Origin of the sequence: Rhodococcus sp. IEGM1428 (assembly GCF_050321865.1) — a bacterium.
In the GTDB taxonomy this organism is placed as follows: domain Bacteria; phylum Actinomycetota; class Actinomycetes; order Mycobacteriales; family Mycobacteriaceae; genus Rhodococcoides.
In genome coordinates, this window is record NZ_JBNQFW010000001.1 from 1,385,596 (window position 1) to 1,401,563 (window position 15,968).

General features: G+C 65.0%; 13 protein-coding genes. 3 read left to right on the plus strand and 10 right to left on the minus strand.

The window, feature by feature from the left end; translation table 11 throughout:
• Positions 1–11: 11 nt before the first annotated feature.
• A complete protein-coding gene (gene glsA / locus ACQR3T_RS06495) occupies positions 12–1,838 on the minus strand; it encodes a glutaminase A (RefSeq protein ID WP_428692805.1) in 1,827 nt (608 codons plus the stop codon).
• 180 nt (positions 1,839–2,018) lie between these two features.
• Here glsA and dxs point away from each other — a divergent pair, with 180 nt between their 5' ends.
• The gene (gene dxs, locus ACQR3T_RS06500; RefSeq protein WP_032378444.1) at positions 2,019–3,899 is read left to right on the plus strand and encodes a 1-deoxy-D-xylulose-5-phosphate synthase; all 1,881 of its coding nucleotides are present in this window, start codon (positions 2,019–2,021) and stop codon (positions 3,897–3,899) included.
• Between the two features lie 14 nt (positions 3,900–3,913).
• Here the strand turns inward: dxs and ACQR3T_RS06505 are convergent, their stop codons facing one another.
• The 9 genes from ACQR3T_RS06505 to ACQR3T_RS06545 all read right to left on the minus strand — a co-directional run bounded on the left by ACQR3T_RS06505 (position 3,914) and on the right by ACQR3T_RS06545 (position 13,415).
• Positions 3,914–4,183: a YciI family protein gene (locus tag ACQR3T_RS06505; protein WP_032377748.1), complete on the minus strand. Its 270-nt coding sequence runs from the start codon at positions 4,181–4,183 to the stop codon at positions 3,914–3,916.
• A 1-nt stretch (position 4,184) separates the two neighbouring features.
• Positions 4,185–5,582: a sugar porter family MFS transporter gene (locus ACQR3T_RS06510; RefSeq protein ID WP_032377749.1), complete on the minus strand. Its 1,398-nt coding sequence runs from the start codon at positions 5,580–5,582 to the stop codon at positions 4,185–4,187.
• 220 nt (positions 5,583–5,802) lie between these two features.
• Complete coding sequence (locus tag ACQR3T_RS06515; protein WP_032377750.1) at positions 5,803–6,549, minus strand: SDR family oxidoreductase; 747 nt, start codon at positions 6,547–6,549, stop codon at positions 5,803–5,805.
• Positions 6,546–7,049, minus strand: a complete 504-nt coding sequence (locus tag ACQR3T_RS06520; protein WP_428692806.1) for a flavodoxin family protein — start codon at positions 7,047–7,049, stop codon at positions 6,546–6,548. Before ACQR3T_RS06520 ends, ACQR3T_RS06515 begins: the two co-directional genes overlap by 4 nt.
• A 39-nt stretch (positions 7,050–7,088) precedes the next feature.
• Positions 7,089–7,970, minus strand: a complete 882-nt coding sequence (gene sigJ / locus ACQR3T_RS06525; RefSeq protein ID WP_428692807.1) for an RNA polymerase sigma factor SigJ — start codon at positions 7,968–7,970, stop codon at positions 7,089–7,091.
• A gap of 108 nt (positions 7,971–8,078) precedes the next feature.
• Positions 8,079–10,184 (minus strand): 3-hydroxyacyl-CoA dehydrogenase NAD-binding domain-containing protein, encoded by a 2,106-nt coding sequence (locus ACQR3T_RS06530; protein ID WP_428692808.1) that lies wholly within the window; start codon positions 10,182–10,184, stop codon positions 8,079–8,081.
• On the minus strand, positions 10,181–11,407 hold the full coding sequence (locus tag ACQR3T_RS06535) for a thiolase family protein (protein WP_428692809.1): 1,227 nt from the start codon (positions 11,405–11,407) through the stop codon (positions 10,181–10,183). Before ACQR3T_RS06535 ends, ACQR3T_RS06530 begins: the two co-directional genes overlap by 4 nt.
• A gap of 72 nt (positions 11,408–11,479) precedes the next feature.
• Positions 11,480–12,775, minus strand: a complete 1,296-nt coding sequence (locus ACQR3T_RS06540) for an HRDC domain-containing protein (protein WP_037173889.1) — start codon at positions 12,773–12,775, stop codon at positions 11,480–11,482.
• A 40-nt stretch (positions 12,776–12,815) separates the two neighbouring features.
• Positions 12,816–13,415, minus strand: a complete 600-nt coding sequence (locus ACQR3T_RS06545) for a DUF3000 domain-containing protein (RefSeq protein WP_032377756.1) — start codon at positions 13,413–13,415, stop codon at positions 12,816–12,818.
• Between the two features lie 125 nt (positions 13,416–13,540).
• Here ACQR3T_RS06545 and hemE point away from each other — a divergent pair, with 125 nt between their 5' ends.
• A complete protein-coding gene (gene hemE, locus ACQR3T_RS06550) occupies positions 13,541–14,614 on the plus strand; it encodes a uroporphyrinogen decarboxylase (protein ID WP_037174327.1) in 1,074 nt (357 codons plus the stop codon).
• A complete protein-coding gene (locus tag ACQR3T_RS06555) occupies positions 14,611–15,966 on the plus strand; it encodes a protoporphyrinogen oxidase (RefSeq protein ID WP_428692810.1) in 1,356 nt (451 codons plus the stop codon). The genes hemE and ACQR3T_RS06555 overlap by 4 nt, the downstream gene beginning before the upstream one ends.
• Positions 15,967–15,968 lie beyond the last annotated feature (2 nt).

Here is a 15,968-nt window from a genome sequence, read left to right on the forward strand (position 1 = left end):
GGCCGTCGGTGTCAGATACCGATGTCGAACCGCCCGAGCGTTCTGATCACCGCTGCCATCTGGCTGTAGGCGCCGGTCGCCAGATTCTCCAAGAGGGCAAGCTTGACCTCGGGTGCGTCCCGAGTCAGCGCCTCGAAGTGCGGTACCGACACCACCACGAGGTCGACCGGTGTGTCCGCCACCATGTCGAGCAGAAACGGCACTGCCATCAACAGCGGCATCTCGCCGAAGCTCATCCCGGGCGACAGAGTCGTGATCCGATGCGTACCGCCGTCGGCCGACACGGTCGTCGACGTCACCTCGCCGCGCAGCATGAGAAACAGGCCTGCGGCCGCGTCGCCGTGATGCACGATGATGTCTCCGCGCGCGTAATGCCGCTTCTCGAGATAGGGGCTCACCGCCTCGTACTGGGCGGCCGACAGTCCTGCGAGCAACGGGTGCTCGGCTGCTGTGATCTCGGTGGGCTGTCGCAGACCTGCACAATGTCGATCGAGCAGAAGGTTCTCGGCCCACTGGATGGCCGACCCCAGGCTCGAATAGACACGACCCGCCGGATCGGCCGGGTCGAGACTCGAGGTGGTGTGTCCCATGATCGCCCGGGGGTCCACCAGGCACACCACACAGCCGTGTTCGGCCAGATCCCGGCGAAGATCCTCGAACATGCTGCGAGCGATGGCACTGACCTCGTCGACGCCGCGGACGTCGATGACGAGTGCGTCCAGCTCTCGATCCAGATTTCCGATCTCACGGACTGCGGTCTCGGCACCGGAGAACAGCAGGTCACCGTGCAATTCGTACACTCGGGCGCGATCTCCCACCGCGGCCAGGGTCGCCTGTTCGACGTCGGAGCGCCTTTTGCGCGACGGCGCCTCGGTGAGCACGTATCGACGCCGGATGGAAGACTTCGCCGCTCGTGTGACGTGTAGGAAGTGCAGTTCGAGCCGGCTCGACAGTTCTCGGCAGGCGGCGACCCCGCGCACGCTGTTTCCATGGGAATCGAGCCGCGGCGAGTAGACGGCGATCCCCATCTGGCCGGGCAGTACCGCGAGAATCCCGCCTCCGACTCCGCTCTTGGCCGGCATTCCCACCTGTGCCACCCAATCGCCTGCGCCGTCGTACATCCCGCACGTGGTCATCACCGACAACACTCGTTCGACCAGAGCAGGTGCCAGCGCGCGTTCTCTGGTGCGCGGATTGACACCGTTGTTGGCCATGGTTGCCGCCATCATCGCGAGGTCCGCCGCGGTGACATCTATCGAGCACTGACGAAAGTACAGATCGACGGCGGCGTCCGGGTCCTGTTCGATGATGTCGAACGAACGGAGCATGTATCCGATGGCGCGGTTCCGGTTACCGGTGCGCGCCTCCGAACGGTAGACGGCATCGTTGAAGGTCAGAGACCTCCCTGCATAGCGTGAGTAGGAGGCCCGTATTCGCTCGAATCGATCCTGCGGAGTACGGCCGGCGATGAGAGATGCCGACGTGATCGCACCGGCGTTGATCATCGGGTTGCGTGGCCGCTCGGTGACCGGGTCGAGGCTGATCTCGTTGAACGGCTCACCGGACGGCTCGATATCGATCTTGTTCGCGACGGCATCGAGTCCGCGATCGGCCAGAGCCAGCGCGTAGGTGAAGGGCTTGGAGATCGATTGGATCGTGAAGGGTAGTCGGGTGTCGCCGACCTCGTAGACGTAACCGTCGGTGGTGGTGAGTGCTATTCCGAAGCCGTCCGGTGTGACAGCGGCAAGCTCTGGAATGTAGTCGGCCACCTGCCCGGTCGTGTCGTCTCGGCACAGTTCGTGAACGCGGCACAGGATGGCATCGACGACGTTGCTCATGGGCGTCACTGTATGTGTGGTGTCCGATTCGCCCACCGTCGAGGTTAGGGGCGGCTGATCCAGGGCACATCGATGGGCGACGGTAGTGTCACCGACACCACGCTGGGCGGAGCAGCGCGAGCACAGCGACTCCGTAGACTGAATTGTCCAGTGTTTTTCCGGCCGGAGGGAGCGATCTCGTTGGGTGTCCTAGCGCGAATTCAGACGCCCGAGGACTTGCGCGACCTCGGTAGCGCGGAGCTGGCCGAATTGGCTCGCGAGATCCGTGCGTTTCTCGTCGAGAAGGTATCGGCCACCGGGGGCCACCTCGGTCCCAACCTCGGCGTGGTGGAGCTGACACTGGCGATCCACCGCATCTTCGATTCACCACGTGACCCCGTCATCTTCGACACGGGCCACCAGGCCTACGTGCACAAGATGCTGACCGGTCGTACCGGCTTGTTCGACACGCTGCGCAAACAGGGCGGCCTCTCGGGCTATCCGTCCCGGGTCGAGAGCGAACACGATTGGGTTGAGTCCTCGCACGCGTCGGCCTCGCTGTCCTATGCCGACGGCTTGGCGAAGGCGTTCGCGCTCAAGGGCGAGACCGATCGGCACGTCGTTGCCGTCGTCGGCGATGGTGCGCTCACCGGCGGCATGTGCTGGGAAGCACTCAACAACATTGCGGCCGGCCGCGACCGATCCTTGATCATCGTGGTCAACGACAACGGACGCTCGTACGCCCCGACCATCGGCGGCCTGGCCGATCATCTGGCGGCGCTGCGGCTCCAGCCCGAGTACGAGAAGATCCTGGACAACGGGCGCCGCATCGTCCGCAAGATCCCCGTCGTCGGGCCCACCGCCTACCGGATGCTCCACGGCATGAAGGCCGGCGTGAAGGATGCCATCAGTCCGCAGGTGATGTTCACCGATCTCGGCATCAAATATCTGGGACCGGTCGACGGCCACGATCAGCATGCGATGGAATCGGCACTGCGCCGGGCCAAGGCTTACGGCGGACCGGTCATCGTGCACGCGGTGACGCGCAAGGGCATGGGCTACGTCCACGCCGAGAACGACGTCGCAGACCAGATGCATGCCACCGGTGTCATCGATCCGGCGACCGGACTCGCTCGGTCGAAGTCGGCACCGGACTGGACCTCGGTGTTCTCGGCGGCATTGATCGAGCAGGGCGAACAGAACGACGACGTCGTCGCGATCACCGCTGCGATGGCCGCGCCCACTGGTCTCGCGGCGTTCGGGGTTCGCTTTCCCGATCGGCTTTTCGATGTCGGTATCGCCGAGCAGCATGCAATGACGTCGGCGGCCGGTTTGGCTCTCGGGGGCATGCATCCGGTGGTCGCCATCTACTCGACCTTCCTCAACCGCGCGTTCGATCAGTTGCTGATGGACGTGGCGTTGCTCGGGCTGCCGGTCACGGTGGTTCTGGATCGCGCGGGCGTCACCGGCGCGGACGGTGCCAGCCACAACGGCATGTGGGACATGTCGCTGCTCGGCATCGTCCCGGGGATGAAGGTGGCGGCACCTCGCGATGCCGACACTCTGCGGGAGGAGTTGGCCGAGGCAATTGCGACGTCCGACGGGCCTACTGCGCTGCGCTTCCCGAAGGGAGCGGTGACCGAGACCGTATCGGCCGTGCGTCGACTGGACGGAATCGTCGACGTGCTCGCCGAGCCGACCGATGCAACCGGCGATGTGCTGATCGTCGCGGTCGGAGTGTTCGGTTCACTTGCCCTCGACGCAGCGAAGAAACTTCGACACGACGGCATCTCGGTGGCCGTGGTGGATCCGCGATGGGTACTCCCGATTCCCGAGTCCTTGCTGAAGTTGGCCGAGGACTACCGCTTGGTGGTGACCATCGAGGACAGCGGTGTGCACGGCGGAATCGGCTCGACTCTGTCGGCCGCGTTGCGCGCGGCAGGCGTCGATACACCGTGTCGCGATCTCGGTGTGCCACAACGATTCCTGGATCACGCGTCGCGTGAGCAGCTGCACCACGAACTCGGCCTCACGTGCGAGGACGTCGTGCAGCGGGTCTCGGGCTGGGCCAAGAGCCTCTGATCGTCGGCGACGGGCTATGCGCCCGTCGCCCACTCGCTGACCCGAACTCGGTCGATCAGATGGGCCGTTGCGAACGGGTCATGTGCGAACATGCGTTCCACACTTTCCTTGTCCACACCTTCGACGATCATCGTTGCGCCGCTGTGATCGGCGAGCGGGCTCGACGACCTGAGGATCTTGCGACGCTCCAGTTCACGCAACCACGCGCGGTGATCGGTCCGGTGATCGTCACGGCCGGAAGATGTTTCGGGTGAGTACGCGTACTCGACGACGAACATCGGCATGTCAGATCACCATGTCCTCGAGCTCCATACCCTTGGTCTCTCTGATCTTGTACTTGACGAAGAAGAACGACAGGATTGCGAAGAACGCGAAGAACGAATAGATGAATCCCAGTCCGATGGTGTCGGACAGTGGCGGGAATGCAAGGGTGATGGCGAAATTCGCGACCCAGTTCGCCGCGGTACTGATGCCGAGTGCGACCGCACGCATTCGGTTGGGGAACATTTCTCCGAGCATCACCCACATGATCGGTCCCCAGGTAGCGGCAAAGAAGACGACGAACAGGTTGGCACCGACCAGCGCGACGGGACCCCAGGGCGACGGCAACTCCAGTTGGTCGCCGCTACCCACTGCCTGAGTGAACGAGACGGCCGCGAGTACCAGGCCGACGAACATTCCGATCGAGCCGATCATGAGCAGATTTCGACGTCCGAATCGATCGACGAACAAGATGGCGACGAATGTCATCGAGACGTTGATGACGGAGGTGATGACCGACGTGACGAACGACTGGTTCTCGCTGAATCCGACGGACTTCCACAGTGTCGTCGAATAATAGAAGATGGCATTGATTCCGACGAACTGTTGCAGGATCGCCATCGTGATGCCCACCCAGACAATGGGTTGCAAACCGAATTTCGGGCCACGAATATCGCCGAACGAGGATGTGGACTCCCGGCGCAAGGTCAGACGGATTTCCTTGACTCGCTCGTTCGGGTTCACTTCTCCGGAGATCTCACCGAGAATGCGAGCCGCCTCCTCGTCGAGGTGTTTGCCGACGAGGTATCTCGGTGACTCCGGAATCAGTGTGGCGAGAAAGCCGTAGACGAGAGCGGGTGCCACGCCGACGAGGAACATCCATCGCCAGGCTTCGAGACCGAACCACAGATCGTTCGACGGTCCGCCTGCCGCATTCTGCAGCACCGCGTCCGAGAGGAGCGCGGCGAAGATGCCGATCGTGATCGCCAACTGTTGCAGCGACGCCAATCCACCGCGGTAGCGAGCCGGTGCGATTTCCGAGATGTAGGCGGGTGCGATCACCGACGCGATGCCGATGCCCAGTCCGCCGAGCACTCGCCAGAGCATCAGATCCGGGACGCTGAAGGCGAACCCGGAGCCCACGGACGAGATGGTGAACAGTGCAGAACCGAGCAGCATCACCTTCTTGCGGCCCCAGCTGTCGGCGAGCCGGCCGGCGAACCAGGCACCGACCGCACAGCCGAGAAGCGCGATCGCTACCGCGAAACCGGTGACGAACGACGAGAGGGCGAAGTTTTCCTGGATGGAATCGACCGCGCCGTTGACCACGGACGAGTCGAACCCGAACAGGAAGCCGCCGACGGCAGCGGCAATGGTGACTCCGATAACTTTGGCGGTGTACCGATCGGTTGATTGCGTCATCGCGTGACCCAGCTTTCGAGGTGAACCAGCGTCCATGGTGGTCGTTCGCCATCATCGTCCTCGGCACTGCGACATGGGTGCGAAATGGACTCGATTTTCGACACGTCGCCGTTTGCTTTGTTCGGAAGGGTGAATTGTCCGAAATTGCCCTGTCGAACTCGAAGTTGTGGACGGAAAATCGATGAAAGTCGTCCATAACTTCGACTTCGACAAAGGCGACTCAGCCCGTCCGGGCGGCCAACCATTCATCGAAGGTCTGTCGACCGTGATCCGAATCGGTTGTGGTGACCAGCGTTCCGTCTCGCATTGCGCGACCGTACGCGCCGGGAATCGGAATCTCGAGCACCAGGCCTCGGGAACCGATGGCCCGTGCGTCGCGCCGCACCATCTCTGCCATACGTTCTTCACGTGGTCCACCGAGGTCTGCGACTCGGCCGGCCGGGGACTGCTCTGCCAGGTCGATCAATCGTTCGGCTACTTCTCGTGCGGCGATCGGTTGCGAGACCATCTTCGGGATGATGCTCACCGGACCGAACGACATCTGTGCGCGAATCTGGCCGGCGAATTCGTGGAACTGGGTGGCTCGAAGAATCGTCCACGGCACGGTTCCGGCGCGAACAATCCTTTCCTGCTCCACCTTTCCGGCGTAGTACGCGTGCGGGGCTCGGTCGATTCCCACGATGGACAGCGCCAGGTGATGATCGACACCGGCCTCGGTCTCGGCCGTCAGTAGGTTGCTGGTGACGGCGGCGAAGAACGCCGTCGATTCTTTTGCCGAGATCGTCTGTGTCGACGCGACGTCGATCACCGCATCGATGCCGGACAATGCGTCGGACAGTCCTGACCCGCTCACGAGATCTATGCCCGCCGATCGCGACAGCACGACCACGTCGTGTCCGCGTTCACGAGCGGCCTCGACGACATGCACTCCGACGGTTCCTGTTCCACCCGCTACGGCTAGCTTCATCGCATATCCCCGATCGAAGTCCAGCTCTCCTGCGTTGTTCTCAACTGCTCGGCGAACAGTCGAGCGCGCCGCAGATCGACATCGTCCGGATGGCCCTTTCGAATTCCACCGAAGGGAGCGAAGGGAAAAAAGGTGTCTTTGGCTCGGCACGAGAAGCTATCCGAAATCTCGAAGCCCTTGCTGTTCAACGGGACTGTGAGAGAGCGGGAGAATCGATTCAGCGGAGAATCGGCAAATCCGCTGGTTGCGAATACGAATGCCCTATGGCAGTGCACGTTCGGCAAGCACGCCACGAACGAGAGGAGTTGGTGGTGATGTTTGCCCATGTAGATACCCGATCCGAATCCGACCAGGTCGTACTCCGTGATGAGAGCGGGGTCTATCAGATCCGGTGTCGTGACCTCCGCGTCGAGCGCAGTGGCGATGGTCTCGGCGATCCTCCGGGTGTTTCTGTGCGGACCCGATGCGCACACGATCAGGCTCTTGGGTTTCGGCTTCATGATCTACTGACGACACAGCGCACGGAAATGTCTGCGTGTTCAATCCCAGTGTCTGAGCTTGTCCGGATTGAGGACGATCCATACATTCGCCACTACGCCGCCCGCGATACGGAAACCGACAACGGCGAAAACGGTATCGTCGCGCCGAAAGACGATGCCGGACGCTCCGTTCACCGGTTCGATGGACCCGTCGAGTTCGGTGGACTTCGCGGTGATTCCGCGGATGAATCGCGCCACACGGTCGGAGCCGAGAACCGGATTGCGTGCGGCGCTGATCTTTCCGCCGCCGTCGCTGACCAGCGAAACCTCGGGGGCGAGAACGGCGGTGAGCGCTGCGATAGACCCGCTACCCGACGCTGCGGCGAACGCGCGAACGAGTCGGTCGTGCTCTACCGGGTCGCTCTCGCCGGCATGCCGCTTCCGAACGTGTTTACGCGCGGTGGATGCAAGTTGACGGCAGGCGGCAGGGGAACGGTCCAGGGTGAGTGCGATCTGGTCGAACGGCAACGCGAACACGTCGTGCAGCACGAACGCGACCCGTTCTGCCGGACCGAGAGCGTCCATCACTATCAGCAACGCCAGGCTCACCGAATCGTCCTGAGCGACTCGGTCGGCGGGGTCGGGAGTCGGCAGCGATGAGTCGCGGCCGGGAACGGGTTCCGGCAGCCATTGACCGACATAGTGCTCACGACGTGCTCGCGCAGATCCCAGCACATCGAGGCAGATGCGACTGACGACACGGGTCATCCACGCCAGGGGGACGTCGATCGCGGCGCGCTCGCGTTCGCTGAGCCGGTACCACCGAACGAATGCTTCCTGGACCGCGTCCTCGGCCTCGCTGTACGAGCCCAACATGCGATATCCGACCCGAATCAGGTGGTCTCGGTCGGCGGCTGCATCATGTTCTGTCTGCGTGGTCATCGGGTTCGAAACTAGACGAACTCGACTGCGTCGGTGGCCTGTCGAGTTCGAGGTCATGGACGAAAATCCGGAGAAATTCGTCCACAACCTCGAACTCGGCGGGCGGTTCTAGACGCTGGCTACACCCGGGGCGAGGAAGCGCTGACCGGTTGCGGCCTCGGATGCGCCGCTACGGTCCAGGTACGGGGTGATGCCGCCGTTCCAGAATCCGAAGCCGCCGCCCAGGAGCAGGCAGAGGTCGATGTCCTCGGCAGCCGCTACGACGCCCTCGTCGAGCATGATCCGGATCTCGTCGGCGAAGGCGTTGCGGGTGCGTTCGAGCACCTGCTCGGCAGTGGACGGCGAATCTCCCTGTGGCCACAGTGCAGCCACCTCGGGATCGACGACCTGGCCCTCGTGGCCGTAGGTCCACACGCCCGGCTTCTTCGCCTCGACGAGTGCACGGAATCCGGGGGAGTCCTTGAACCGCTCCGGGTATGCCTCGCCGAGAGTTTCCGCTGTGTGCAGTGCGACCGCAGGGCCGACGAGAGCCAGCAGGGTCAGCGGGCTCATCGGCATGCCGAGTTCGCCCACTGCGCCGTCTGCCACGTCGAACGGGGTGCCCTCGTCGATGGCACTGATGATCTCGTTGGACGCGCGGGTGACGAGACGGTTGAAGACGAATCCGGGGAGATCGGCCGACAACACGGCCGACTTCTTCAGTGTCTTGGCCGTCGCGAATGCCGTTGCGAGAGTGGCGTCGTCGGTCTTCTCGCCCTTGACGACCTCGAGCAGCGGAAGAACGGCCACGGGGTTGAAGAAGTGGAAGCCGACGACCCGCTCGGGGTGCTTCAGATCGGCCGCCATCTTCGTGATCGACAACGAGGAGGTGTTGGTCGCGAGAATCGTTTCGGCAGAGACGAATTCCTCGACCTCGGCAAATACCTTCTTCTTGACGTCGAGGTTCTCGAACACGGCCTCGATGACGAAGTCGGTGTTCGCGAACGCGGACTTGTCGATCGAGCCGGAAACCAACGCCTTCAATCGATTTGCGGCGTCGGGGGACAGGCGCTTCTTGCCGAGCAGCTTGTCGATTTCCCCGTGGACGTAGCCGACACCCTTGTCGATACGCTCCTGATCGATGTCGGTGAGGATCACCGGCACCTTCAGCTGGCGCACGAACAGCAACGCCAGCTGGCTGGCCATCAAGCCTGCACCGACGATGCCGACGCCGGAGATCTTGCGCGCCAACGACTTGTCGGGTGCACCGGCGGGACGCTTCGCGCGCTTCTGCACCAGATCGAAGGCGTACAGCCCGGCGCGGAGCTCGTCCTTGACCAGCAACGTGGACAGGGCCTCGTCCTCGGCGGCGAAGGCCGTGTCGAGCGAGGCGGAGTCGGTGATGTCGGTGTTCTTGGCGAGCTCGAGCAGTTCGACAGCGGCGACGGGGCCGGGGGCGAAGTTGTTGGTCTTGCCCGCCACGATGCCCTTGGCGCGGGCGATGGCGTCGTCCCACGCCTGTCCGCGGTCGATCTCGGGACGAGCCGGGGTGATCTCGCCCTTGATCACCTGAGCGGCCCACGCGAGGGACTGCTCGAGGAAATCGGCTCCGCCGAAGAGGGCGTCGGCGATGCCGAGGTCGAGTGCCTGCTGCGGCTTGAGGACGCGGTTCTGGTTCAGTGCGTTCTCGATGACGACGGTGACGGCGTTCGAGGCTCCGATGATGTTGGGCAGCAACTGGGTTCCGCCCCATCCCGGTACCAGGCCGAGGAAGGCCTCGGGCAAACCGAGTGCGGCAGCGTTCTCCGCGACGGTCCGGTAGTGCGAGTGCAGTCCCACTTCGAGGCCACCGCCGAGTGCGGCACCATTGATGAAGGCGAACGTCGGAATCGTGGATTCGCGCAGGCGACGGAAGACCTTGTGCCCTAGCTGCCCGATCTGCAGCGCCTCGTCCTTGGTCTTGATGTTCGGCACGCCGTTGAGGTCGGCACCGACTGCGAAGATGAACGGCTTGCCGGTGACGGCGATGGCCACCGGGTTCGCTGCGAAGGCCTCGTCCAGTGCGGCGTCGAACTTGGCCAGTCCGCCGGGACCGAAGGTCGACGGCTTGGTGTGATCGAAGCCGTTGTCGAGTGTCACGAGGGCGATGGAGCCGTCGAGCCCCGGTACGGAGACGATCTTGGTGAACGCGTTCGTGACGACCTCGTCTTCGAACGCGGTGGTGATGTCACTCATTTGGCTGCTCCCGAGTAGTCAGCGTGGTTGGGGTTCTCCCAGATGACGGTGCCGCCCATGCCGAGACCGATGCACATGGTCGTCAGGCCGTAGCGGACGTCGGGCTGCTGAGCGAACTGGCGGCTCAGCTGCGTCATCAGGCGGACGCCCGAGGACGCGAGGGGGTGGCCACACGCGATGGCACCTCCCCACTGGTTGACACGGGGATCGTCGTCGGCGATGCCGTAGTGCTCGAGGAAGGCGAGTACCTGGATGGCGAAGGCCTCGTTGATCTCGAACAGGCCGATGTCTTCGATGCTCAATCCCGTTCGGCCGAGCAGCTTTTCGGTCGCGGGGACCGGTCCGATGCCCATGACGGCCGGGTCGACGCCTGCGAAGCTGAAGCCGACCATGCGCATGCCGATGTTCAGGCCGAGTTCGTGCGCGGTGTCCTCGCCGGCGAGGATCGCGGCGGTGGCACCGTCGTTGAGTCCCGCGGCGTTGCCTGCGGTGACGCGGCCGGCAGGGCGGAACGGCGTCTTGAGCTTGGCGAGGTCCGCGGTGGTGGTGCCGGGACGAGGCGGCTCGTCCTCGGTGGCCAGGCCCCACCCTGCGGCGGACTTGGTGGCGACGGGAACGAGGGTGTCGGCGATGTAGCCGGCCTTCTTCGCTGCGTCGTACTTGTTCTGGCTCGAGACGGCGTAGGCGTCGGTGCGGTCCTTGGTGATGCTCGGGAACCGGTCGTGCAGGTTCTCGGCGGTGTTGCCCATCACCAGGGCGCTGGGATCGACCAGCTTGTCGGCGAGGAAGCGCGGGTTGGGGTCGACGCCCTCACCCATCGGGTGGCGGCCCATGTGCTCGACGCCACCGGCGATCACGACGTCGTACTGGCCGAAGCCGATGCCGGATCCGGTGGTGGTCACCGAGGTCATTGCGCCCGCGCACATGCGGTCGATGGCGAAGCCGGGGACGCTGCGGGGGAGTCCGGCGAGCAGGGCGGATGTGCGGCCGATGGTCAGCCCCTGGTCACCGGTCTGCGTGGTCGCGGCGATGGCGACCTCGTCGATACGTTCGGGCGGGAGGTTGGGGTTCTTGCGAAGAAGTTCGCGGATTGCCTTGACGACCAGGTCGTCTGCGCGAGTGTCGGCGTACATGCCCTTGGGGCCTGCTTTGCCGAACGGGGTACGGATGCCGTCGACGAAGACAACATTCCTCTGTGAGCTGGTGGACGCGGGTACAGACACGCTTTTCGATCCTCCCGACAGATGCGGACGACTCGCCCGGGTGCCCGGACGCGCCACCTACTGTAGCGGGTATTACCCGTCGGTAACTTGGGAAGGGTCGAGTGCCTTTGCCAGAACCGGTACCACCAGCGAGCGTTGCCAGGGCCGCGCCCCTCCCTCGGTCAGCCGACTGTCGATCAGCTCTCCAGGATCGAGGCCTTCGTCGTCGGGAGTGCGCCAATCCCACACCAATCGACGGAGCAGATCCGGCATCAGGAGGTTCTCGACCGGAACCGACACCGACTCGCTGAGCTCGGTCATCGCCGCTCGCACGTCGGCGAGCCTGGCCGCCGCGTCGGGATCGCGACGCGCCCATCGATTGACCGGGGGCGGGCCGTCGAAAGACGCTGCCATGGATGGCAACTCGGAGGTCGGCAGGGCCCGCGCACGCGTGAGCGCCGAGGCCCACAGGCGGGAAGATCGACGCTGGCGAGGACCGCCGAAGACCGGTAGTTGCTCGAGCTCGCGCGAGGTCTTCGGATCGGCCGTCGCCGCGGCGACGATCGCCGAGTCGGGCAGGACCCGGCTGGGCGCGACATCGCGTTTGGCCGCCAATTCGTCTCGGGTGGTCCATAGTTCGCGGACGGCCGCGAGCGTGCGGGGAGACTTGATCGCGTGAATCCCGGATGTCCGACGCCACCTGTCGGTCTTGGGTTTGGGTGGTCCGAGAGAGAGGATGTGGGCGAATTCCTGTGCCGCCCAGTCTGTTTTGCCTTGTCGTTCGAGCTCCGCGGCCATTTCGTCGCGAAGCTCGAGAAGGACTTCGACGTCGAGCGCGGCGTAGTTGAGCCAGGTGTCGGGCAGGGGACGAGTGGACCAGTCGGCAGCGCCGTGACCCTTCTGCAGCGCCAGTCCGAGGGTGCGTTCGACGATGGCACCGAGGCCGACGCGTTCGAATCCGGCGAGACGGCCGGCGAGCTCGGTGTCGTAGAGCGTGGCGGGGACCAGGCCGAGTTCGGCCAGCCCCGGGAGGTCTTGATCGGCGGAGTGCAGCACCCATTCGAGCGGGTTGATCACCTCGGCGAGAGGCGCGAGGTCGCCGGTGACCGGGATCGGATCGAGCAGAACGGTGCCCGCTCCGCGGCGACGAAACTGCAGCAGGTAGGCGCGCTGGGAGTACCGAAAGCCCGACGCGCGTTCGGCATCGACCGCGAGAGGCCCGTGACCTGCGGCGAGGAGCTTCGCGGCCGCGAGAACGGCGTCCGGTGTGTCCACGACATCGGGCACACCGTCAGCCGGGGCAAGCAACGGAACGGCGACCGGCTCGTTGACCTGCTCGTCCGACGTGGCGTCGTCCGACTTGGCGTCGGGGGAACTCTCGGCTGACATGGACAGTGACTCTAAGCCCTACGGTCGGTGGGTCCGGAGACTATGTCCGGCTGGAACTGCGTTGACCGAGGGTCGTGATGCCCGCGGGCGGCAGCCCTGCCGCGTACGCGAGAACCTCGCAGAAGGCCTCGACGTGGGTCGAGAGGTCCTCGGACGTCGCGGTCCAGGACGCGCGAAGTTCGAGCTGATGGGCCTTGGGGGGACCGGCGATGTCGCCGTAACGCACCGAGCTGGTCGAGGTGACGGTGCCGCCGAGTGCGTTGAGCGGCTCCGACCGTGACTCCAGTGCGTCGACCAGCCAACTCCACCCGACCTCGGGAAGCAGCGGATCGTCGGCCAGCGATTCGTCGACGTCCGCTTGAATATAGGCAACCAGTCGAAGCGTGCCGTTCCAGGCTTCTGCACCGTCGGGGTCGTACAGCAGAATCAAGCGGCCGAACGCGTCGCCGTCGCTCTGTTCGTCGACCTGCTCGGAATCGGGGTGCTTGACCTCGGCCCCGATGGCGTAGCTGTACGGCGCGAGTCGTTGCGGCGGCCGGATCGGACCGATTTCGATCGCCGGGTGTACCTGAGCCCGATGCATCGCGTCGATGGCGGCGCGGAAAGGCGCAGGTTCGGCGGTGGATTCGGGTTCGGTCACGTGATCGGACGTTAGACGCGTCACGTTGTCCGGCGGCGGAGGCGCGCCGAGCCGTGATGGAACCGAAGTCGGTGTGTCGCCCTTGGTGGCAGAAGCTTTCCTGACGCGTGGCAGCATGGAACGCGATGAACGTCGAAGCACACACCACAGCCCCCGCCCGTCGAGAACTCCCGGACGCGCCGTTCTTGGCCGCGATCGCCGGTGAAACGCCCTCGCGTCGGCCGGTGTGGTTCATGCGTCAGGCCGGGAGGTCGCTCCCCGAATACAGAAAGATTCGCGCCGGTATCGGCATGCTGGATTCGTGCTTTCGGCCGGATCTGGTGGCCGAGATCACTCTGCAACCTGTCCGTCGACACGATGTCGACGCGGCAATCCTGTTCTCGGACATCGTGGTTCCGCTCAAGGCTGCCGGTATCGATCTCGACATCGTTGCCGGCACCGGTCCCGTCGTGGCTCAGCCGGTGCGTTCGGCGGCCGATGTCGCGGCGCTGCCCACGTTGACCGCCGATCAGGTCGAGCCGGTGGCCGATGCGGTGCGGATCCTCACCAGGGAACTCGCGGGAACGCCGCTCATCGGGTTCGCAGGAGCGCCGTTCACCCTTGCGTCCTACCTGGTCGAGGGTGGCCCCAGCCGCAATCACGAGAAGACCAAGGCGCTGATGCGCTCGGACCCGACGACCTGGCATGCCCTGCTCGACGCGCTGGCGACCACGACGATCACATTCCTGCAGGCGCAGTTGGCCGCCGGAGTGGACGCGGTGCAGGTGTTCGACTCGTGGGCGGGTGCACTGTCGTTGGCCGACTACCGCGAGTACGTGCTGCCGCACTCGACGCGAGTGTTCGACGCCGTGTCCTCGGCCGGTGTTCCCAAGATTCACTTCGGGGTCGGCACCGGCGAGTTGCTCGGTGCGATGGGTGAGGCCGGTGCCGATGTGGTCGGCGTCGACTGGCGGATTCCGCTCGACGACGCCGTGCACCGAGTCGGCGGCGGCAAGGTGCTGCAGGGAAATCTCGATCCGGCGGTGCTGTTCGCCGGCTGGGATGCCGTCGAGACCGAAGTTCGACGTATTGCCGCCGAAGCCGACCGCGCGGTGGCGGCCGGTGCGCGGGGGCATGTGTTCAATCTCGGACACGGCGTGTTGCCCGACACCGATCCCGAGATTCTGACCCGGGTGGTCTCGTTGGTGCATTCGTTGTGACGCTGCGGCGCTACGCCGTGGTCGGCGGCGGGATCTCCGGCCTCGTCTCGGCGTATCGCCTCCGGCAGGCCTGTGGTCCCGATGCGGAGATCACTCTCGTCGAGGCATCCCCTCGCCTCGGTGGCACCCTGCGGACCACCGAGGTCGGTGCCGAGTCGCTCGATGTCGGCGCGGAAGCGTTCATCGGTCGTCGTCCGGAAGTACCGGCTCTGCTCGCCGAACTCGGCCTGTCGGATCAGCTGGTGCACCCGTCGTCGGCGCGTCCGCTGGTCTACTCGGGCGGCCGAACGCATGCGCTCCCGCTGGGCACCTTGATGGGTATCCCGTCCTCTGCCGATTCCGTGCGGGATCTGGTGGACCCGGAAGAACTGCACCTCATCGAGACCGAAACAACACGGCCCTTCACGTGGACCGCGGGCTCGGACGTCAGCGTGGCCGATCTCGTGGGCAGCCGGTTCGGCTCTCAGGTCGTGAGCCGTTCGGTTGATCCCTTGCTCGGCGGCGTGTACTCCGGCTCGGCGAGCTCGATCGGCGTCCGAGCGGCACTTCCGACGTTGGCAGCTGCATTGGACGGCGGGGCAGCGAGCCTGACCGAGGCAGTGCTGGCGGCACTGCCCACGCCGTCGCCGGGACCGGTGTTCGGCGGGCTGCGCGACGGCTATGCGGTGCTGCTCGACGCTCTGATCGCCGCGACAGGTGCCCGAACGATCGTCGACGCAGGCATCGGCGAGGTACGCCGTGAGCCTAACGGCTGGTACGTCGATCGCTTGGGCGTCGTGGACGGACTGGTCTTGGCGGTACCCGCGCCCGTCCTCGGTCACCTGATCGCCGCAGTGGCACCCGAGGCGTCGCGCGCGGCTCGCAGTATCGAGCTGGCGTCGTCGGTCGTCGTGGCGCTGGCCTTTCCGAAAGCGACCCAGCTGCCCCAGAACTCGGGCATTCTCGTGGCCACGGACGCGGGGCTCGATGTCAAGGCGTTCACGTTGTCGAGCCGGAAGTGGCCACACCTGGGGGAACGTGACGCGGTACTGCTGCGGGCCTCCCTCGGCCGCTTCGGCGACTCCACGGCCTCGGACCGATCCGACGAGGAGTCGATCGAGACAGCGTTGAACGATCTGCGGACGGTAGCCGGCATCGATGTGCGACCACTGGCCGCAACTGTGCAGCGCTGGCCGGGCGGGCTACCGCAATACGCGCCCCGGCATCTCGATCGCGTCGCCGCCGTGGAGTCCGGTGTTGCCGACCTCCCCGGCCTCGAGGTCACCGGAGCCTGGCAGCGCGGCGTCGGAGTACCCGCGTGTATTGCGTCCGCCACCACCGCTGCCGCCCGTCTGGTCGAGGTGGCACGATAGGG

What these genes read in the sequence shown, in the direction of transcription:
- ACQR3T_RS06505 (WP_032377748.1), bottom strand. Translation starts at nt 4,183, where the DNA reads ATGCCGATGTTCGTCGTCGAGTACGCGTACTCACCCGAAACATCTTCC.
- ACQR3T_RS06520 (WP_428692806.1), bottom strand. Translation starts at nt 7,049, where the DNA reads ATGAAGCCGAAACCCAAGAGCCTGATCGTGTGCGCATCGGGTCCGCAC.
- ACQR3T_RS06510 (WP_032377749.1), bottom strand. Translation starts at nt 5,582, where the DNA reads ATGACGCAATCAACCGATCGGTACACCGCCAAAGTTATCGGAGTCACC.
- ACQR3T_RS06530 (WP_428692808.1), bottom strand. Translation starts at nt 10,184, where the DNA reads ATGAGTGACATCACCACCGCGTTCGAAGACGAGGTCGTCACGAACGCG.
- glsA (WP_428692805.1), bottom strand. Translation starts at nt 1,838, where the DNA reads ATGAGCAACGTCGTCGATGCCATCCTGTGCCGCGTTCACGAACTGTGC.
- hemE (WP_037174327.1), top strand. Translation starts at nt 13,541, where the DNA reads ATGAACGTCGAAGCACACACCACAGCCCCCGCCCGTCGAGAACTCCCG.
- ACQR3T_RS06540 (WP_037173889.1), bottom strand. Translation starts at nt 12,775, where the DNA reads ATGTCAGCCGAGAGTTCCCCCGACGCCAAGTCGGACGACGCCACGTCG.
- ACQR3T_RS06515 (WP_032377750.1), bottom strand. Translation starts at nt 6,549, where the DNA reads ATGAAGCTAGCCGTAGCGGGTGGAACAGGAACCGTCGGAGTGCATGTC.
- sigJ (WP_428692807.1), bottom strand. Translation starts at nt 7,970, where the DNA reads ATGACCACGCAGACAGAACATGATGCAGCCGCCGACCGAGACCACCTG.